This window comes from Streptomyces sp. SM11, assembly GCF_002910905.1.
Classification (GTDB): Bacteria; Actinomycetota; Actinomycetes; order Streptomycetales; family Streptomycetaceae; genus Streptomyces.
This window is the reverse complement of record NZ_NEUE01000190.1, coordinates 1-20,023: the sequence shown is the minus strand read 5'-3', so window position 1 is coordinate 20,023 and position 20,023 is coordinate 1. Positions and strand designations below refer to the sequence as shown.

The 20,023-nt window shown below is 72.3% G+C and carries 11 protein-coding genes, 3 pseudogenes and 1 riboswitch; of the genes and pseudogenes, 6 read left to right on the top strand and 8 right to left on the bottom strand.

Annotated features, from left to right (window positions below):
• The 4 genes and pseudogenes from B9S58_RS17305 to B9S58_RS17290 all read right to left on the bottom strand — a co-directional run.
• Positions 1–737: pseudogene (locus B9S58_RS17305) on the bottom strand (IS5 family transposase); the annotation flags it as partial.
• A 73-nt stretch (positions 738–810) separates the two neighbouring features.
• Positions 811–1,833 carry an ABC transporter substrate-binding protein gene (locus B9S58_RS17300; RefSeq protein ID WP_103532987.1) on the bottom strand — a complete coding sequence of 341 codons (1,023 nt, stop codon included), beginning with the start codon at positions 1,831–1,833 and terminating at the stop codon, positions 811–813.
• Positions 1,834–1,848: 15 nt separating this feature from the next.
• Positions 1,849–2,631: an ABC transporter ATP-binding protein gene (locus B9S58_RS17295; RefSeq protein WP_181009348.1), complete on the bottom strand. Its 783-nt coding sequence runs from the start codon at positions 2,629–2,631 to the stop codon at positions 1,849–1,851.
• Positions 2,631–3,740, bottom strand: coding sequence for an iron ABC transporter permease (locus B9S58_RS17290; protein WP_103532986.1), 1,110 nt, complete (start codon positions 3,738–3,740; stop codon positions 2,631–2,633). The genes B9S58_RS17295 and B9S58_RS17290 overlap by 1 nt, the downstream gene beginning before the upstream one ends.
• Before the next feature lie 99 nt (positions 3,741–3,839).
• A riboswitch (cobalamin riboswitch) is annotated at positions 3,840–3,980 on the bottom strand.
• A 181-nt stretch (positions 3,981–4,161) separates the two neighbouring features.
• Here B9S58_RS17290 and B9S58_RS17285 point away from each other — a divergent pair.
• The 4 genes and pseudogenes from B9S58_RS17285 to B9S58_RS39145 all read left to right on the top strand — a co-directional run.
• A pseudogene (locus B9S58_RS17285) lies at positions 4,162–4,353 on the top strand (antibiotic biosynthesis monooxygenase family protein); the annotation flags it as partial.
• Positions 4,354–4,878: 525 nt separating this feature from the next.
• Entirely contained in the window at positions 4,879–5,229 is a 351-nt protein-coding gene (locus tag B9S58_RS39150) for an acyltransferase domain-containing protein (protein ID WP_258044660.1), read from the top strand.
• 44 nt (positions 5,230–5,273) lie between these two features.
• Positions 5,274–13,796: an amino acid adenylation domain-containing protein gene (locus B9S58_RS17275; RefSeq protein WP_374935688.1), complete on the top strand. Its 8,523-nt coding sequence runs from the start codon at positions 5,274–5,276 to the stop codon at positions 13,794–13,796.
• 42 nt (positions 13,797–13,838) lie between these two features.
• Positions 13,839–14,041 (top strand): annotated as a pseudogene (locus B9S58_RS39145) (hypothetical protein); the annotation flags it as partial.
• A 198-nt stretch (positions 14,042–14,239) separates the two neighbouring features.
• Here the strand turns inward: B9S58_RS39145 and B9S58_RS17265 are convergent.
• On the bottom strand, positions 14,240–15,004 hold the full coding sequence (locus B9S58_RS17265) for an SDR family oxidoreductase (protein ID WP_103532985.1): 765 nt from the start codon (positions 15,002–15,004) through the stop codon (positions 14,240–14,242).
• Between the two features lie 269 nt (positions 15,005–15,273).
• Here B9S58_RS17265 and B9S58_RS17260 point away from each other — a divergent pair, with 269 nt between their 5' ends.
• Both B9S58_RS17260 and B9S58_RS17255 read left to right on the top strand, forming a co-directional pair.
• Entirely contained in the window at positions 15,274–16,161 is an 888-nt protein-coding gene (locus B9S58_RS17260) for an SIS domain-containing protein (RefSeq protein WP_103532984.1), read from the top strand.
• Positions 16,162–16,212: 51 nt separating this feature from the next.
• Positions 16,213–17,082, top strand: a complete 870-nt coding sequence (locus B9S58_RS17255) for a class II fructose-bisphosphate aldolase (RefSeq protein ID WP_103532983.1) — start codon at positions 16,213–16,215, stop codon at positions 17,080–17,082.
• Between the two features lie 70 nt (positions 17,083–17,152).
• Here B9S58_RS17255 and B9S58_RS17250 read toward each other — a convergent pair whose 3' ends face one another.
• The 3 genes from B9S58_RS17250 to B9S58_RS17240 all read right to left on the bottom strand — a co-directional run.
• Positions 17,153–18,190, bottom strand: coding sequence for a hydroxyacid dehydrogenase (locus B9S58_RS17250; protein WP_103532982.1), 1,038 nt, complete (start codon positions 18,188–18,190; stop codon positions 17,153–17,155).
• Positions 18,187–19,119 (bottom strand): carbohydrate ABC transporter permease, encoded by a 933-nt coding sequence (locus tag B9S58_RS17245; protein ID WP_103532981.1) that lies wholly within the window; start codon positions 19,117–19,119, stop codon positions 18,187–18,189. The genes B9S58_RS17250 and B9S58_RS17245 overlap by 4 nt, the downstream gene beginning before the upstream one ends.
• Positions 19,116–20,023: carbohydrate ABC transporter permease (locus B9S58_RS17240; RefSeq protein WP_258044658.1), on the bottom strand; the 908-nt coding region annotated here is incomplete at its 5' end. The genes B9S58_RS17240 and B9S58_RS17245, both read right to left, overlap by 4 nt.

The window sequence follows — 20,023 nt, the reverse complement described above, 5'->3', positions numbered from 1 at the left end:
TTTGCGCAGGTAGGCGCGGTTACCGCGAGAGGAGTACGCCTTGTCGCCCGCGACCGCGTCGGGGCGGGTGCGTGGCCGGCCGACCGGGCCGCGGACGCGGACCTTGTCCAGTACGGGGATGAACCGGGGGCTGTCGGCGGCCTGTCCGGCGGTCAGGATGATCGCGAGGGGGCGGCAGCGGCGGTCGGCCGCGAGGTGGACCTTGCTGGTCCGGCCGCCTCGCGAGCGCCCCATCAGGGCAGCCTTCAATCGGACCCGGTGTCGGCGCCGGATACGTCTTCGCTCCTCGCGGGCGGGGTCGGCACTCTGTCCGGCTTGTCCTTCCGGGCTGCCCCCTTTAACCGGGCCTTCTCCTGTTCGGCGGCGGCCTTCTCCAGGGCGGTCAGGGTCTGGTCGTCCAGCTGCATCCCGGCCGCGTCGTGGTGGGCTCGGACCGTGGTGGAATCCACGCTGACCAGCGACAAGTCCACTCGGCCCCGCTTGGCGGCCTCGGCGAACAGGCCCTCCAGCAGAGCCTCGAAGACCCCGGCATCGCGCCACTGCCTGAAGCGGTTGTGCACGGTGGACCAGGCGCCGAACTCGGCGGGCATCTCCCGCCACTGCGCCCCGGAACGGAACTTCCAGATCACGCCCTCGAACTGCTGCCGCAGAGTAGCGGGATACGGCCCGTACTCGCCGATCGGCAGGTACGGCCCGACGTACTCCCACTCCTCATCACTCAGTTGCGCACGCGTCATACGCCCCTGACTACCGGATTCGTCCTCGCCGTGAGGGCGAATCCCACACATTGATCATGACCCGATACACGCCCTAGCGGGAGAATCTCCGCAGGTCCTCCGCCAGTGAGCTGACGGCGGCGGGATTGCGCGGGCTCTCGACCAGATCCACGTAGTCGAGGACGACGATCCGGTCGTTCTTGATCGCCGACACGCCTGCGAGCGGCTTGTAGGACTTCAGGAACTTCCGCTTCTGGTCGGCGCCGGTGTCCCCGTAGTTGTTGATGACGATGACCTCGGGATCGCGGTCGACCACCGTCTCCCACCCCACCGTCGTCCAGCTGTCCTTGAGGTCCTTCATGATGTGGTCGCCGCCGGCCTTGGTGATGATGTCGTGCGGTCCGGCGTACGCGCCCGAGGTCAGCGGCTTGTCCTTCCCGTCGTCGTACAGGAAGACACGGAGGCGGTCGTCGCCCTTCGCCGCTTTCGCCCGGGCGTCGGCGACCTCCGTCTCGAAGCCCGTGATGAGAGTCTCCGCCCGGTCCTCGACGTCGAAGATCTTCGCGAGGTTCCGCAGGTCGGTGTAGAGCGCTTCGAGTGGGGGCATGACCCCGCGGGCCTTGCCCTGCCCGTTGCGGCACGACTCGCTGAGCAGGTAGGAGTCGACGCCCACACGCTTCAGTCCGGCGGGAGTGAAACCCTCCCCCTCGTTGAAGCCGTAGTTCCAGCCGGCGAAGACCAGGTCGGCGCGTGCGTCGAGGACCAGTTCCTTGTTGATCCGCTCCTTGGAGAGCCACTTGGTCTTCGTGTAGCCGTCCTTCCAGGGGACGGACGTCATGTCGCCCTTGTCGTCGGGCATCACGTAACCGGCCATACGGTCCGCCAGCCCGAGGGCGAACATGATCTCGGTGATGCCGACGTCGTTGGTCACGACGCGCTGCGGGGCCTTGTCGTAGCTCTTCTTCTCACCGCAGTTCTCGACGGTCACCGGGTAGTGCCGGTCGGCTCCGGCGGCGTCGTCCTTCCCGTCGGCCTGTGTGGTGACGTCAGCTCCGCAGCCGGTGAGGGCCAGGGCGGCTACGAGAACGAGGGCAGTGGGGCGCAGGGGGTTCGGCATGGTGGTCGAGGCTCCTCAAGAGGTGGGGCGGGCAGGGGGAAGGTCGAAGAGCAGTTGGAGCGCACCGGTCTCGGGATGTGCGACGCGGTGCGCCCGTACGCCGAAGACGTCGGCCAGCAACTCGGCGGTCAGAACGGTGTGCGGAGCCCCGGAGGCGACGATCCGGCCGTTGTCGATGACGTGGACGAGGTCACAGTGCAGGGCGGCGAGGTTCAGGTCGTGCAGGGCGGTGAGCACGGTCAGGCCGCTGCCCCGGACCAGGGCGAGGACTTCCAGCTGATGGGCGATGTCCAGGTGGTTGGTGGGCTCGTCGAGGACGAGGACCCTGGGCTGCTGGGCGAGGGCGCGGGCGATCAGGACGCGCTGCCTCTCGCCACCGGAGAGGGTGAGGAAGCCGCGTTCGGCCAGGTGTCCCGCGCCGACCCCCTCCAGGGCGTCGGCGCAGAGCCGGCGGTCCTCGTCGGTCGACCGGGCCACCGGCCCCTGGTGCGGCAGACGCCCCATGGCGACGATCTCGGCCACGGTGTAGTCGAACTCCGCGACCGAGTCCTGCGGAAGCGCCGCCAGTCGGCGGGCGCCTTCCCTGGTGCTCAGGGCGTGGAGGTCCTCACCACCGATCCTGACGGCGCCGGCCGAGGGGCGCAGGGCCCGGTAGACACAGCGCAGCAGCGTGGACTTCCCGCTGCCGTTCGGACCGACCAGGCCGACGAGCTGCCCGTCGGCCGCGCCGAGGGTGACCCGGTCCACCAGACGTGCACCGGCGATCTCGACGCTGAGCGCGTCGATGTCGATCCGCATCAGATGCCTCCGAAGGAGTAGGCGCGCCGGCGCATGAGCAGGATGAAGCAGGGAACGCCGATGACCGCGGTGAGGACGCCCACCGGCAGTTCGGCCGGTGCCAGCACCACGCGCGAGAGGATGTCCACCCAGATCAGCAGGACGGCTCCCGCGAGGGGGGCGACGGTCAGGAGCCGGCGGTGGTCGGCGCCGACCAGCATCCGTGCGGCGTGCGGGACCATCAGGCCGACGAAGCCGATTGCGCCGCTCACCGCGACGACCGCCCCGGTGACGGCCGCGGAGACGAGGAAGAGCTCCTTGCGCAGTCTCCCGGGGTCGACCCCGAGTGCGGCGGCTGCCTCGTCCCCCATGGCGAGGGCGTTCAGGCGCCGGGCGGACCAGCCGAGGTGCGCGAGGCCGACGAGCACGGCCCCGGCTGCGATCGGCACGGCAGCCCAGTTGGCCCCGCTGAGGCTGCCGAGCAGCCACATCATCGCGGATCGGGCCGCTTCCCCGCGCTCGGCCGCGAAGACCATGAAGGTGGTGACGGCCGAGAAGCCGTAGTACATCGCGGTCCCCGTCAGGACGAGCCGGAGCGGGGTCAGTCCGCGTTCGGTGCGGGCGACCGCGTACACGAACACCATGGCGAGCAGTGCGGAGAGGAACGCCGCCGTGGACAGGGCCCAGATGCCGAGCGCTCCCAGGACCCCGAAGATGAGCACCGCGTTGGCGCCGACCGCCGCGCCCGAGGAGATTCCCAGCACGAACGGGTCGGCGAGCGCGTTGCGCACCATGGCCTGGACGGCGACGCCGATGGCCGACAGACCGGCACCCACGACGGCGGCCAGCACGGCGCGTGGCAGACGCAGTTCCCAGACGATGGTGTAGGCAGGGACCTCGTCGGGGCCGATGGCCCCGCCGGTCAGTCCCGCCCAGAGGTAGTGCAGCACCTCCGCCCAGGAGAGCTCCGAGGCCCCGAGTCCCGCCCCGCAGACGAGCGAGAGGGGAAGGGCCAGGCAGAGTCCGGTCAGGAGGATCGGCAGAGGTACGCGCCGGGGTGGCACCGAACCGGTGCCGACGCGCGCCGGGCGCGACGGCTTGGAGGATATGTGGTCGAGCGACGTGGCCACGGGTCGGTCGCTTTCGCCTCGGGCCGTGCAGCTGCGCGAGGCGGAGCGGCCCGGGACGACGGCCGCCCGCGCAGCGCCCTTCGCAGTCCACGGCGAATTGTCAGGAGCCTTCTCCCCCACGGGTGATCGGGCTCACGGAACCGATGGTTCCGCCTACCGTTGCGGGTCAGCGCCGGATTTTGACCGGACTTCCCCCGCGGGGAATCCGCAGCTTAGCGCGTGGCGGTGCGCAGGCAGGCGCCATCTCATTCGGGGACCGGGGGATGCGCTGGAGGGTGCGGAAGGTGTGCGCGACGGAGACGGGGGTGACAGGGGGGGTGCCAGCCTGGCCAGGTGCGGCCTTCGAAGTGGGCCAGGCCATCCGCCAGGCGAGGCGGGCTCACACATGCGCCGCGTCCCACGGGCTGCTGGTGATGACGTGGGCCAGAACGACTACCTCGTCTACAAGCGCTGGAGTGACGAGGCCTCCTTCCAGGCGTGGATGGAGGGGCCGATGAAGGCGGCCCACCAGGGCGGCGACGCCGGGAGCGGCGAGCGCCCCAAGCCCGCGGCCGGTGGGTCCACCGTGTGGTCCTTCGAGGTCGTGCAGCAGGCCGCGCCGACCGGCGGGTAGCCGGGAGCGCACCGATGTGTCACCTGCCCGGGCCGACCGATGACCGACCGGGCAGGCCGGCCCGGCCGGTCTCTCCTTCGGCCGGGCTCCGGCACATCGGCGGTCGACCGGTGGCAGCCGGAACAGGCCGTGTCGAGCATGACGCGGTCGACGGTCCCGTCCTGGACGCTGTCGGGGCCGATCACGGTCTCGACGGCGTCGGGCAGTACGTCGCGGGTGCGGTACCGGTCCCGCAGGTGGTTCGCGTCGACCTCGTCGGCCATCGGTTGGGGGCGTGCCGGGCCACGGTCTCGGCGAACGGCACGTCCAGGCAGTATTCGTGGGCCGGTCCCCGGTGGTCGGCGCGCAGCCGGGCGAGCAGGTCACCGTAGTGTCTGCCGGACCGCGAGCACGTCCCGGGACGCGGGGCACCACCGGCTCGCCATCATCGCGGACGGTGATCTGCGGGAACGGCTCGCCGCCATCGCCGCCGGGCCGGGCGAAGCGGGCGGACGCCTCGGGAGCGTCGTCCGTGCCCGGCCGCGCGTGGTCTTCCTGTTTCCCGGGCAGGGAGCGCAGTTACCCGGCCAGGACCTGGCGCTGTACCGGACGGCTTCGGTGTTCCGGGACACGTTCGACGAGGCGTCCGCCGTCCTCGGCCCGGTGTGCGGCCGGCCCCAGCTGGACTGGGGGCTGGATCCGGAGGTGGACGCCGCCGCGCAGGCCGTGACGGAGGTGGCGCAGCCGCTTCTCGTCGCCTCCGGGGTGGCGCTCGCCCGCCAGCTACGTACGTGGGGCGTGGTGCCCGACGCGGTCGCCGGGCACAGCGTCGGGGAGATCACCGCCGCCTGTGCCAGCGGAGTGCTGACCCTTCGGGCTGTGCCAGCGGAGTGCTGACCCTTCGGGAGGCGGTACGGTTCGCGGCCGAACGCGGCCGTCTCATGGGTACGTTCACCGAGCCTGGCGCCATGATCGCCGTCCGCGGAGGCGAGGACGCGGTCGTCGCGGCGGTGGCGGCGTCCGACCGGGCTCTCGCCGTGGCCGCGTACAACGGTCCCGGACTCCAGGTCCTCTCCGGGACCGTCTCCGCCGTGGAGCGCGCCGTCCTCGACCTCGACGCCCGGGGCGTCCCCACCCGTCGTCTGCGCGTCTCCCGGGCCTTTCACTCACCGCTGATGCGGCCGGTCGGCGACCTGCTCGCCGACGCGGCCCGTGCGCTGGCCCCGCAGGCCCCGTCCGTCCCCCTCATGAGTACCGTCACCGCCGAGTGGCAGCCGGTCCTCGGCCCGGAGTACCTGCGCGAGCACGCCGAGCGCCCGGTGCTGTTCGGGTCGGCCGTGGAACGTCTGGCCCGGGAGGGATACGACACCTTCGTGGAGGTCGGCCACGGCGCGAGCCTGTCCGGTGCGGTCCGCGCGGCGACGGGAGCGTACGCGGCCGACGCACCCATGGCACACGTCGGTGAAGCCCCCACATCCGGTACTTCCGATACGTCCGACGGCCCCAGCGCGTCCGGCGGCCGGACGACGGTGCTGTGCGCCCTGCCGGGACGTTCGGACGACCGCGCGGACGCGGAGCGGCTGCCCGGTGCCGGGCACGGCGGGCGCAGGGCGCTCCTGGAGGCCGTCGGCCGCCTGTGGGCGCTCGGCGTGCCGCTGGACCGTACCGCCCTCGACGCGGAGCACCAGCGGATTCCCCTGCCCACCTACCCCTTCCAGCGCAGCCGGTACTGGGCCGATCCGCCCGCGAGCCCTCTCCTGCACCGGTTCCTGTGGGCGGACGCCGCGCTGCCCGGAAAGGCGGCGGGGGCGGTGCGTTCGGTGCTGCTGACAGGGCCCGATTCCACGTTCATCGACCGGCTCGCCTCGCAGCTCGCTCCCAAGGGCGTCCGGATGTACGAACCGGGCGACGGGCCGCCGGACGCCGTGGTCCTGGTGGCCGGGCCCGCTCCCGGTCAGGACACCGGCAACGCGCTCGGCCGGGCCCAGGACGCCGCGCTCGCCTCCTTTGACGAGGCACTCGCACGATTGGACGAGACGGGTGCGGACCGGCTGCTGGTGGTGACCGAGGACATGCACGTCACGGGGGCCGTTCGGGAGAGGCCACGGCCGGCCCACGCCGTCCTCGGCGGACTCCTGCTGGCTCTGCCACAGGAGACTCCGGGCGCTACGGCCACTGCCGTCGACCTCTGTTCGCTGGACACCCCGTCCCAGCACCTGGCGGCCGTACTGGCCGAGCTGGAGTCGGACGGCACTCCGGGCAGGGCCGCCACCGTCGCCTGGCGCGCGGGGCGCAGGCTCACCCGTCGCTTCGTGCCGCTGACACGGGGCGACACACCACCGACCGGGGCGGCACGGTCACCGCTGCCGCCCGATGGCACCTTCCTCATCACCGGGGGCGGCGGCGGAATCGGAGCCGCTCTCGCCCGGGACCTCGCCGGCCGGGGACGCCCGACCCTCGTGCTCGCCGGACGCTCCCCGCGACCGCCCGAGGGGCTGGCCGAGGAACTCCGCTCGCTGGGCGCCACCGTCCACTACCGCGTGGCCGACGTCTCGGTGGAGCGGGATGTCGACGCGCTCCTCGCCGGACTGCCCCGCCTCGACGCCCTCTTCCACGCCGCAGGGGTTGTGCGGCCCGGCACCCTGCGGAACAGGCGCGCGGAGGAGACGGCGGACGTCCTGGCCGCCAAGATCCGGGGCACTCTGCTGCTCTCGCTGGCCCTGCGCCGGCACGGGCTCGACCCGGCGGTCCGCATCGCGTTCTCCTCCGTCAGTGCCGTGCTGCCCGGCCTGGCGGGCGCGCTGGGCGACTACGCCGGCGCCAACGCCTTCCTCGACGCGTTCGCCGCGTCGGAACGACACGCGGGCCGGCCCTGGCAGTCGGTGAACCTCGCCGCGTTCGCCGGGACGGGGATGACAGCGGCCCTCGGCACCGGGCCGGACGGGGAATCCACCCCTGTACGGAGCGCCGGGGGCCGGCCCGTCGCCCCCGCTCCCGCACTGGCGGCGCTCCGTACGGCATGCGGCGTCGACGCGGCTCAGCTGCTGCTCGCCGACCTCACTCCGTCCCCGCGACCTGCGGTCGTGACGCCCCCGACCGCGACGGCGGCAGCCACGGGAACGGAACCGAGAACGGGATCCGGTACGCAACCGGCGGCCCCGGGCCAGGCACCCGGCACCGACACAGACACCTCCACTGACGCGAGCGTGAGCTGGAGCACGAACCCGGCGGCCCGATCCCGTACCGGTACCGCCGCGTTGCTTCGCCAGCTGCTGGCTTCGGCGCTGCGTCCGCCTCCCGCCGGGATCCCCGACGACGAGCCGATTCTCACCCTCGGCCTCGACTCGCTCTCCGCCGTCGACCTCGTCAGGCAGCTCGAACGGGAGCTGGGCAGGCCCCTGCCCGCCACGCTCCTCTTCGAGTACCGGACCGTCGCCGAACTGGCCGCGCACCTCGACACAACGCCCTCCCCCTGTCCGACGTCCGCACCCTCCTCCCTCTCACCCGCCCCGGCTCCTGCGCCCGCTCCTGTGCCGGACGGGGTGCCCTTCCCGCTCACCCCCGTCCAACGGGCCCTGTACACCAGCAGCCGGCTCCACCCGGAGGTACCGGCTCACGGTTACGTCCGCCAGACCGTCCAAGGCCCCCTGGACACCCGGCTCCTGGGCCGGGCGCTCGCCGCTCTCGCCGACCGGCACGCCATGCTGCGGATCCGCGTCGAGAGCATCGGGACCACCCCGGACGGGATCGGCTCGGCGACACCGCGGCAGTACGTCGCACCGCCCGTCGATCTCTCCGCCTGGTACGAGGCACACGAGCTGTCCGGGCATATCGAGGAGCTCGAAATAGCCCTGTGCAACCGGCCGTTCGACCTCTCCGCCGAACCTCCCGTACGCGCCGTCCTCGCCCGGGAGAGCCCGGAGCTGTCCCATCTGGTACTGGTGATCCACCATGCGGCCGGTGACGGATACAGCCTCAACGTCCTAGCCGGGGAACTCTGGTCGCTCTACACCGCCCTCGCCCACGAGTACGGGCACGGGCACGCACCTACGCTGCCCGCACTCGGCACCGACTTCGCACGGTACGCGGCCGCTGCCGCCGATGAGCGGTCCTCCACGAACGGCGCGAAGGCCCTCGCCTTCGACCTGCGGTACTGGTCGGAGCGGCTGGCCACCCGGGGCGAGCCGCTGCGCCTGCCGTACGACGGTGATCCGTCCGCCCTCTCGATGGCTCCCCTGGCCACACGGCAGAGCGCCCTCGACGCGGTGCTGACCGCCGCGTTGGAGAAGCGGGCCGCGGCTCACGGGGTGAGCCTGTTCCATCTGCTGCTCGCCGTGCACGTGCGCTGTCTCGCCCGGTGGAGTGGACAGCGGGACATCGCGGTGAACGTCGCCCGCGCCCGCAGGGACGGACGGCTGGCGGGTCTGGACCGGCTCGTGGGTCCGCTCGCCGACACCCTCCCCCTGCTGTGCGGGACGGCCCCGGACGAGCCGGTCGAGGCGCTGGCCGAGCGGCTGGCGGGAATCTGGCTGGAGAGCGAGCAGCACGCGAGCCCCACCGGCCTCGACCTGGCACGGCTGCTGCCGACGGACCCGTCCGGGGCCGCACCCCGGACGGTGAGCCCGGCCGGCTTCAGCTTCTCGCGCTTCCCCGCAGCCCTCGACGAGCGTTGTCCGGTGAGCGTGCGGCCGACCGCCGCCGGCACCGCCACCGCCGCGACACACCTGAGCCTGCTGTGCTGGCGGGACCAGACGGTCCTGCGCTTCTCGTGGAACTTCCCCGTCCGGCTCTTCGCCCCGGCGACGGTGGCCCGCCTGGACCGCGACTTCCACGACGAACTGGGCGCTCTCGTCCGGCCTCTGCCCGACGCCCCGGATCTTCCCCTGGTCCGGCCCCTTCCCGCTGCCGGAACCGTACGGAGCGAGCCCGCTTCCGCCGCACCGGCTGTCGCGGAGGCCACGCCACGCCGGGACACCTGGTCCGCCACCATCGTGCGTCGGCTGGTCGACCGGTTCCGGGCCACCCCGGACGCGGTCGCCGTCGACACCGGCGACGCCACCCTCACGTACGCCCAACTCGACCGCGCCTCCCACGCCCTCGCGGCCTCGCTCCTGGCCCGCGGCGTCACCCCGGGAAGCCTCGTCGGCCTGCTCACCGAGCCCGGCGCGGACACCGTCGTCTCGGTCGTCGCGGCCCTGCGCGCCGGAGCGGGCTGGGTTCCACTGGACGCCGGCCACCCGACCGCGCGGCTGGTGGACCAGCTCACGCGCTCGGGGACCCGTGCGGTGCTGTGTCACGCCGCCACCCAGGCGGTGGGCGAAACGCTCGGCGACGTCACCCTGGTGTCCGTCGACGCTTCCGCGCCGCTCACGTGGGATGCGCGGCAAGGTTCTGCCGCGGGCGCGGCCCGGGCGTCCGGTTCCGTCCCGGCCCCGGGCGGGGCCCCCGCACCCGACGGCCCGGTCGACGCGGGTGAGACCGCCTATGTGATCTTCACTTCCGGATCCACCGGCCGGCCCAAGGCCGTGCCCATCACCCACCGGTCGATGGAGAACTACCTCGACTGGGCGATCGGCGCCTTCGGATACGACGCGCACGACCGGCTCGCCCAGACCGCGTCTCCCTGCTTCGACGCCTCCGTCCGCCAGCTCCTCGCCCCGCTGCTCGTCGGCGCCACCGTGGTCACGGTGGCCTGGGACCTGCTGCGCGATCCCGACCGGCTGCTGACGTACGTCGAAAGCAGCCGCATCACCGTCTGGAGCTCCGTACCCACGCTCTGGGAACAACTCCTCAGCGCTTCCGAGGAACGGGTACGGCACGGCGCACCCCGGCCGGACCTGTCCGCGCTCCGGTGGATCCATGTCGGCGGCGAGGCCCTGTCACCCGCCCACGTGCGCCGCTGGTTCGACCTCTTCGGCGACGGCCAGCTCATCGCCAACCTGTACGGCCCGACCGAGGCGACCATCAACACGAGCTGCCACATCATCCGCGCCCGCCCCGGCGACCAGGTGCGGCGACTGCCCATCGGCCGCCCGGTCTCGGGCACGGAGGTGCAGGTCGTCGGCCCCGACGGGGAGCGCCTGCGGCCCGGCGAGGCCGGTGAGCTCCTCATCTCCGGAATCGGCCTGACACCGGGGTATCTCGGCGAACCCGCCCTGACCGAGGCCGCGTTCACGGTCCGGCGCGGGCGGCGCTGGTACCGCAGCGGCGACCGGGTGCGGTGTACCGAGGACGGCACCCTGGAGTTCCTCGGGCGGCTGGACGACCAGGTGAAGATCCGGGGCAACCGGGTCGAGCCGGGCGAGATCGAGGCGCTGCTCGAGACCCACCCGGACGTCACCCATGCCGTCGTCCTCGCCCAGGACGGACGCCTGACCGCCTTCGTGACCCCCGGGCCCGGTCCGTCCGGTGCGGACTCCGTGGCGCTGCGGCTCCATCTGGCGGAGTCACTGCCTCCGTACATGCTTCCGTCGACGATCACCCGTGTCGGCAGGATGCCGCTCACGAGCACGGGCAAGATCGACCGCCGTGCGCTGCCGGACCTCCAGGAGGCGACCGTCCTACCCGGGGCGGGCACGGACGCCCTGACCGGCGCGCGTACGGGCGCCGTCCGTACACCGCCCCGCACTCCGACCGAGGTCCGGCTGGCCGCCATCTGGTCCGCACTGCTCCGGGTCGACGAAGTGTGCCGTGAGGACGACTTCTTCGCCCTCGGCGGCGACTCCCTGCTCGTGCTGGAGGTGTTCGCCCGGCTGGAGAAGCAGGGCGGGCCGCTCCCCCGGCCGACCGTAATTTACCGTCACCGTACGCTCGCGGCCCTGGCGGGCGCGGTGGACGCGGGCTCCGACGGCGCGGCGAACGTGCCGGCGCGGGTACGCGATGCGGCCGCCGCCCGCCCCCGGCCCCTCGATCCGGCAGCGAGTCCCGCGCCCTTCCCACTCACCCCCACCCAGCGGGGCTTCCTGCTGGCCGAAGCCATGGCACCAGGCGCGACATCGTCCGGGCTCACGCGGCTGCGGCTGCACGGCCCCCTCGACCCCGCCCGCTTCCAGAGCGCGGTGGACACACTCGTCGGACGCCATCCGATGCTGCGCACCGTCTTCCCCGCCGGGGCGCGTCCGGCCGTCCAGCAGGAGCTGCCGCCCTCCCTGCATCTGCCGGTCGACTTCGAGACCCTCACCGGACCGGATCAGGTGGAAGAACGCGTCGCCGCCGAACGGGCACGCCGATTCGAGCCCTGGGCGTGGCCCCTGCTGCGCCTGCGGGTACTCACCGTCGCACCCGATGAACACGTCCTGGTGGCACACGCCCACCACATCATCGGCGACGGTTACAGCGCGGCCCTCCTGGTACAGGAGCTGACGACCGTGTACGAGGCGCTGTCCCGCGGCGAAGAACCGGCGCCGGCCCCGCTGCGGAGCACCTTCCGCGATCACGCCGTCCAGCTCGCCGAGCGCACGGACGCCGCCACCACGACGGCCCCCGGTGCGGGCTCCCTCAGGCCGCCCGGCGAGGGCCGGTGGGCACGGTTGAGCGCGCCCTACCGGCAGCCCGTACTCCGTGCCGGTACGAGTACCGGCACGCCTGCGGGCACGAGCGCGCGCCCGCTCTTCCACACCCACGGGTTCACGGTCGACTCCGGCCGGGTGGCGGCGCTGCGCAGCCTCGCCGCGCGCACGGGCTCCACCCTCTACACCCCGGTGCTCGCCGCCTACTACCGGGCGCTGGTAGCGGCCACCGGCCGGGCGGATCTGCTGCTCGGTCTCGCGGTGAGCGGCCGGGACCAGGCCCTGCCCGACGCACACCGGGTGTTCGGTCCCTTCGCCAGAGCAGTTCCCCTGCGGCCGGCCGGTCCGGCGTCCGGGAGACGGCTAGGGGGACCCGGCCGGCCCGACGACGCGCGTTTTGAGGACGATGTACGGCGTGTCGCGGCCGAGGCCGCCGCAGCGCAGACGTACGAGGGGGCCGTGCCGCCGCTACCCAACGGGCTGCCCGTGACCTCGCAGTTCTTCTTCACCTATCTGGACTTCTCCGCCCTCGGCCCGGAGAGCGGCGGGGCGCTGACGGTCACCCGGGAGGACGGCGACAACGCGTACACGCCGCCTCCGGCCAGCACCGATGTGTTCCTCGCGGCACGTCCGGACGGCGGGCGGCTGCGGATCACCGTCCGTGCGGCGGCGAGGGCGTTCACCCCGCGGGCACTGGCCGCGTTCGCGGACTCGGTACGTGACGGTCTCGTGCGGGCGGCGGCCTCGACGGTGCCCGGTCCCGGCCGCCTCGACCAGCCGGGCGGCTCCGGCCATGACCAGCGGATGGACGCCGCGCTCGTCGGCTATCTGCCGTCCCCGGCCGACCTCGCCCGGCTGGCGGGTCTGCCGGAGGCGGCGCTGCCACGCGAGGAGTTGCGGACCCTGCTGTTCCCCGACGGGCAGCCGCGGCTCCTGGAGACGCTGCGCACGCCACTGGGCCGTTCGGGCTTCGTGTGCATCCCGCTGTTCGCGGACGAACTCGCCCCCGGCGACCACCTCCTCGGGCACACCACTCGGGGAGTCGAGCTCGCCTCGTCCCTGGGTGCGCGAGCCGTGTCCCTGGCCGGCATGATCCCGTCGCTCACCGGTTACGGCTTCGACGTCCTGCGGGCCGTCGACGCGACCGAAACCGTCCCCGCCGTGTCTGTTCTCCCTCCCGCCCCTGCCGTATCCACCGGTCACGCGGCGACCGTCGCGTCCGTCGTCAGGACCGTGCACGCCGCTCTCGACGCGACCCGGCAGGAACTGGGCTCTCTCACCGTCGCGTTCGTGGGGCTCGGTTCGATCGGCTGCTCCTCGCTGGAGTTGCTGCTCACCCGGGCCCAGCGGCCGCCCGCCCGGCTGCTGCTCTGTGACGTGCCGGGCAGTGGGCCGCGCCTGAAGGAACTGGCCGAAAGCCTCCTGGAACGCGGCCTCGCCGAGGTCGTGGAGGTGGTCGAATCGCACCAGGGGCTGCCCGACGCCGTGTACGGGGCCCGGCTGATCGTCGCGGCGGTCAGCGGCGGCGGTACGCTCCTGGACGTCGACCGGCTCGCACCGGGTACGACGGTGGTCGACGACTCTTTCCCGCACTGCTTCGACACGTCTCGTGCCATCGGCCGGATGGACCGGGCGAAGGACGTCCTGGTCGTCGGTGGTGGGCTGTTGAGTGCCGGCCCCACGGAACGGCAGGTGGCCGAGGGGCTGTCGGCCGCCGCGGTGGCCGGATATCTCGCGCAGCCGATGGTGCCGGACACCATCGCGTCCTGCCGGCTGGAGTCCTTGCTCCATGCCTCGGGGGCCGAAGTGCCGCTCGTTCACGGTCCGGTCGACGCGGCCACCGGCTTGGCCTACTGGGAAGCGGCGGAGGCGACCGGCACCCGCGCCGCGCCCCTTCACCTCCTCACCCGCACCATCGACCCGGACATGCTCACGCGACACCCCTGGAGTTCATGACCGTTTCCTCGTGCCGGACGTCCGGGCGCCGGACGTCCGGGAACCTTGCTGCCGACGGCGTTCGCGGACGAGGACGTGACCGCGGGGCAGGTGGCGACGATGCTGGGCTTCCTGTTCAGCGCACGGAGAGCCTGGCGCTGTCCTCGGGCCGCCGATCGGGCCCGGCTGATTCGGCCGTCGCCCGGTCGCGCCCCACGGACCCGGAGCGGACGGCGCTCCTGAGGGCGGCACAGCTGCGGCTCGGCGTGCCGGAGTCGGGTGCGGCGGGCCGGGCGGGCGCGGCTCTGTTGGCCCGTCGCCCTGACACCGCGACCGCTTGGGAGTCACTGCTCACGAGCTCATGAACAACATGAGGACACAAGGGCCGCGAGGGGCATGAGGACGTGAGGGAGGTGTGTGGCGCGGGGAGACCGGTCGCCCCGCGCCACACACCCGTCGGCTTCTCAGAGGCCGATGCCACCCGTGGCGTCGATGCTCTGGCCGGTGACCCAGCGTGCGTCCTCCGAGGCGAGGAACGCCACGACGTCGGCGATATCGGCCGGCTGGCCCATGCGGCCGAACACCGAGTGCGCCGCCAGGGCCGCCGCGGCCCCGGGCGTCTCGCGTCGCCGGGCGTTCATGTCGGTCTCCACGAAACCGGGCACCACGGTGTTCGCCGTAATGCCTCGCTCCGCCACTTCCTTTGCCACAGCAAGCGTCAGCGTCTCCACCGCGCCCTTGGTCATGGCATAAGTCACCGACTCCGGAAACGACCGGTGCGCGGCGGCCGACGAGATGTTGACAATCCGCCCTTCGTCCCGCATCAGGGTCAAACCCTGCTGGATAAGGAACAGCGGTGCTTTCACGTTCACCGCGAACAGCCGGTCGAAAACGTCCGGTGAGGCGTCGCTTATTCGCCCGGATCCGCTCACCCCGGCGTTGTTGACCAGAATGTCCAGCACCGGCCGCTCGCCCCGGTCGGCCATCCCCGCGCCGAAGGCCTCGTACAGCACTTCGACGTCTCCCCGCACTCCCAGCAGGGAGCCCACCGCGAAAGCCTGTCCGCCCGCTTTCCGGATCTCCTCGACCACCTCCTGCGCCGCCTTGCCCCGCGCACCGTAGTGAACGGCGACCAAGGCACCGTCCCGCGCAAGCCGCTGGGCAATCGCCCGGCCGATGCCGCGGCTGGCACCGGTGACCAATGCGACCTTCCCCGACAGCGAACCCATGAACCCGACCCCCTACCTCGAAACATTCCGCAGATCTCGCGAAGCGCAGCCACCCTATCCATCGACACGGGGCGGAATGCGCTACCGCGAAGCGGTGCCCGGGCGGCCCGGGTGCGGCACCCGAACCGTGGCGCTCCGGCCCGGCGGACAGGGGAGCAGGCCGCGCCCGACGCACGAACCCTGCACACGCCTGCTTGTTATTGTTTGAAATGCTTGCTTAATATGCAGTTTCGAGCATCAATCGCCGGGACCGGGAACAGGGAGCACAGATGACGCACGTGGCTCAGGAGCTGGCCAGCCAGCCCGACTGCTGGCAGGTGGCCGCCGGTATGGCGAACGGCCTCGCCCACCGGCTTCCGGCGGCCGGCGAGCGCATCGCCGTGATCGGCTGCGGTACGTCGTACTTCATGGCCCAGGCCTACGCGGCACTTCGGGAAGGCAGTGGCCAGGGCGAGACCGACGCCTTCGCCGCGTCGGAGTTCCCGGCTGGCCGGCCCTACGACCGGGTGGTGGCGCTGAGCCGCTCCGGCACCACGACGGAGGTGCTCGGACTCCTCGGCCACATCGGTGGCACGACCCGCCGCACGGTGGTCATCGGCGATCCCGACACCCCGATGGCGGCGATGGCCGACGACACGATCGTGCTCGAGTTCGCCGACGAGAAGTCCGTCGTGCAGACCCGCTTCGCGACCTCGGCGCTGACCCTGCTCCGTGCCCATCTGGGCCTGCACACCGACGCGGTCGTCGAGGACGCCCTGGTCGCGCTCGCCGAGCCGCTGCCCTCCGGACTCGTGGAGTGCAGCCAGTTCACCTTCCTCGGTCAGGGGTGGAGCGTCGGGCTCGCCAACGAGGCGGCGCTGAAGATGCGCGAGGCCGCGCTCGCCTGGACCGAGGCGTACCCGGCGATGGAGTACCGGCACGGCCCGATCAGCATCTCCACCCGCTCCACCGCGACCTGGATGCTCGGCGAGGCCCCGGCCGGGCTGATGGACGAGGTCCACGCGACCGGCGCCCGGTGGGTGGCCGGCGGCCTCGACCCGCTGGCGGAGCTGGTCCGGGTGCAGCGTCTGGCGCTGGCCATCGCGAACGCCCGCGGCCTCGACCCGGACCGGCCGCGCCACCTCACCCGCTCGGTCATCCTCAGCAGCACGGCCTGACGGCCAGGCCATCCCCTCCCCCGCCCGACAGTCCCTCATCCCGGAGTCGCCATGCCCATCGCCGCCACCGGCGATCTGATCGCCGAGGCCACCGCGCAGCAGCGCGCGGTCGCCGCGTTCAACGTCATCACCCTGGAACACGCGGAAGCCATCGCCGAGGGCGCGGAGACGGCGGGGTCGCCGGTGATCCTGCAGATCAGTGAGAACGCGGTCGCCTACCACCGGGGCCGGCCGCGGCCGCTCGCGCGCGCCGCGGCGGAGGTCGCCGACCAGGCCGCCGTGCCCGTCTCCCTGCACCTCGATCATGTGCAGTCGACCGAGCTGCTGCACAGGGCGGCGGACTGCGGTTTCAGTTCGGCGATGTTCGACGCCGCCCGGCTGCCGTACGCGGAGAACCTGACGACCACCCGCGCCGCCGTCGCATGGGCGCACGAGCGGGGCCTGTGGCTGGAGGCCGAGCTCGGGCAGGTCGGCGGGAAGCACGGGGAGCCGGCGCTCAACGCCCATGCGCCCGGGGCCCGTACGGATCCCGACGAGGCGCGGTCGTTCGTCGCGGCCACCGGGGTCGACGCGCTGGCCGTGGCGGTCGGCACCTCGCACGCCATGACCTCACGGAACGCCGTCATCGACCACGGCCTGCTGGGCAGGCTGCGTGCGGCCGTGCCGGTTCCGCTGGTCCTGCACGGTTCGTCCGGCGCCTGTGACGAGGAGCTGGCCCGCGCCGTGGCGGGCGGGATCCGCAAGGTCAACATCGGGACCGCGCTGAACATCGCGATGACCGGAGCGATACGGGAGCGGCTGGCCCAGGACGACCGGGGCGTGGACCCGCGCCGCTATCTGGCGGACGGCCGGGACGCGATGGCCCGTACGGTGGCCCGGATGATAGCGGTGCTGCCCCCGGGGCAGGCGCACGCCGCGTGACACTACGCCGAGGGCGTCCCGGCGTGCCCTGGGCCGTCCCGGCGGGCCGGGCGGGTGTACGGGTACGGGGTCAGGCCTGCTGGTGCAGGGTGCGGGGGTCCACCGCGTGGGTGAACGGCAGGCCGTGCGCGTAGCGTTCGAGCTCGTCGACGGCGGCGTCGGCGAGCCGGTGGAGTTCACCGCCCTGGGACCCGGCGATGTGCGGGGTGAGGAGCACGTTCGGCAGGTCGTAGAGGGGTGAGTCGGCGGGCAGGACCTCCGGTTCCGTGTGGTCGAGCACGGCGTTCAGCCGGCCGGCGGCCAGTTCCGTCACGAGCGCGTCGGTGTCCACCAGGGAGCCACGCGCGGTGTTGACGAGGGTCGCCCCGTCCGGCATCAGGGCGAGGCGTCCGGCGTCGAACAGGTGGCGGGTCGCCGGGAGTTCGGGGGCGTGGATGCTGACGACGTCGCTCTCCGCGGCCAGGGCGTCGAGGTCGGCGCGCTGCACTCCCAGGGTCCGGGCGCCGGCCTCGTCCAGATACGGGTCGTGGACGAGGACGCGCAGGTCGTAGGGGCGCAGCAGCTCGACGACGCGGCGTCCGATGCGGGACGCGCCGACGATGCCCACGGTGCGGCGGTAGTTGCCCACGCCGGGGAACCTTTCCAGGAGGTTCACCCGGGAGCGTTCCTCGCGGTAGACACGGGCGCTCTCCAGGATGTTCTTGTTGGCGAAGAGGATCGCCGCGACCGTGTACTCGGCGACCGGGAAGGCGTTGGCCGTCGCGGCGGTGCTGACGGCGATGCCGCGGTCCCAGACGTCCTGGGTGATGTGGTGTTTGACGGAGCCGGCGGCGTGGATCACCGCGCGCAGCCGGGGCATGGCGCTCAGGGCCGCCGGGCCCAGGGCCGGGCAGCCCCAGCCGGTGAACAGGACCTCTGCCTCGTGGAGCCCGGTGCGCTGGACGGGGTCGTCGGCGTCGAAGTCGGTGACGAGGAGTCCGGGGACCAGGTCGGCGACCCGGGAGAGCCGGTCCAGGGCCGCGGGGTCAAGGATCGCCGCACGGGTCTCGCCACTCATCGCCAGGACGGTGCGGGGTCGGGTCCGCTGGGGCGTGGCGGAGTGACTCATTTGACGGCTCCTGCGGTGAGGCCCGAGCGCCAGAAGCGCTGGAGGCAGAGGAAGGCGACGATCAGGGGGACGACGGCGACGAGCGAGCCGATGATGACGAGCGGGTAGAGCTCCGGCTGCTGGTAGACGTTCTGGTTCCACATGTAGAGGCCCAGGTTGACCGGGTAGAGCCGGTCGTCGTTGAGCATCATGAGCGCGCCGTAGAAGTTGTTCCAGCTCGCGGTGAAGGAGAACAGGAAGATGGTCACGAAGCCGGGGGCCAGCATCGGCAGGGCGACCTTCACGAAGGTCCGCACCTCGCCCGCGCCGTCCATCCGGGCCGCTTCCAGGACCTCGCCCGGCACGTACCCCTCGGAGAAGACGCGGGCGAGGTAGACGCCGAACGGGTTCACGAGGCTGGGGATGAGGACAGCCCAGTAGGTGTTGACGAGGCCCAGCTCGGAGGCCATCAGGTAGAGCGGGAGCTGGACGACGGTCGAGGGGATGAGGACGCCGACGAGGACGACCCCGAACCATTTCTCCCGGCCGCGGAAGGCGTACTTGTCGAAGGCGTAGCCGCAGGCGACGGAGATGAGGGTGGAGAGCCCGGAGGCGACGACGGTGTACAGGAGGCTGTTGAGCAGCCAACGGACGAACACCCCGTCGTTGTATTCGAGGAGGGCGTTCAGGTTCGCCAGGAACTGGAGGTCTCCGAGGCTGAACGGGTTGGTGGCGAACAGGTCCCGGTAGCTCTTGGTGGAGGCGATGAGGAGCCAGGTCAGCGGCATCAGCGTGTAGACGGCGACGACGGCGAGCACGGCGTTCACCATGACGCGGGAGGTGAGTCCTCCGCTGCGGCGGGCGGGCGGCTTCGGGGTGGAGCGGCGGCCGGCCCCGCCGCGGGGCGGGGAGGCGGGCGGTGCGTCGGGGGTGGCTGTCTGGGTGCTCATGAGGCCTTCCACCGGTTGCCGAGCTTGGTGACGACGAAGGACAGCAGGCCGGCGACGACGGCGAGCAGGAGAGAGCTCGCGGCGGCCAGGCCGTAGTCGTGGCCCTTGAAGGCCGCGGTGTAGATGAACATGGTCGGCGACCAGTCCTCGCCCATGGTGTTGGCGCGCAGTTGGACGAGTTTGGGGGCGTCGAAGAGCTGGATGGCGCCGACGCAGGTGAACAGCAGGGTCAGGACGACGGTCGGCCGGATCATGGGGATCTTGACCTGGACGGCGGTGCGCAGCGCCCCGGCTCCGTCGACGGTCGCGGCTTCCAGCACCTCGCGGGGTACGGCCTGGAGACCCGCGTAGAAGATGATCATGTTGTAGCCGGTCCACTGCCACGCGGAGATGTTGACGACCGAGAAGATCGCCTCGTCCTGGCCGAAGAAGTTCCACTGGGCGCCGAGCGCGTCGAGGGCGTCGGTGATGGGGCTGAGGCCCGGTGTGTAGAGGTAGAGCCAGATCAGCGAGGCGATCAGGCCGGGCACCGCGTGCGGCAGGAAGTAGGCGATCTGGAAGAAGCGCCGGGCCCGGGCCATGGTCGAGTCGACGAGCAGGGCCAGGATGAGTGCGCCGCCGACCATCGCGGGGATGTAGAGGGCGCAGTAGAGCGCTATGTTCCCGAACGAGCGGAGGAACGCCTCGTTGCTCAGGGCTTCGGTGAAGTTGCCGAACCCGGCGAAGACACGCTCGGTTCCGCCGAACCCCAGGCCGGATGACTCCTCCCGGTAGAGGCTCATCCAGGCCGCGTAGATCATCGGCAGGACGGTGACGGCGGTGAAGAGCGCGAAGAACGGGACCGTGAACAGGGCGACGGCCCGGCGCTGTCCGCGTCGCGTGCCGGGGCCGCCCGGGGCGCCGG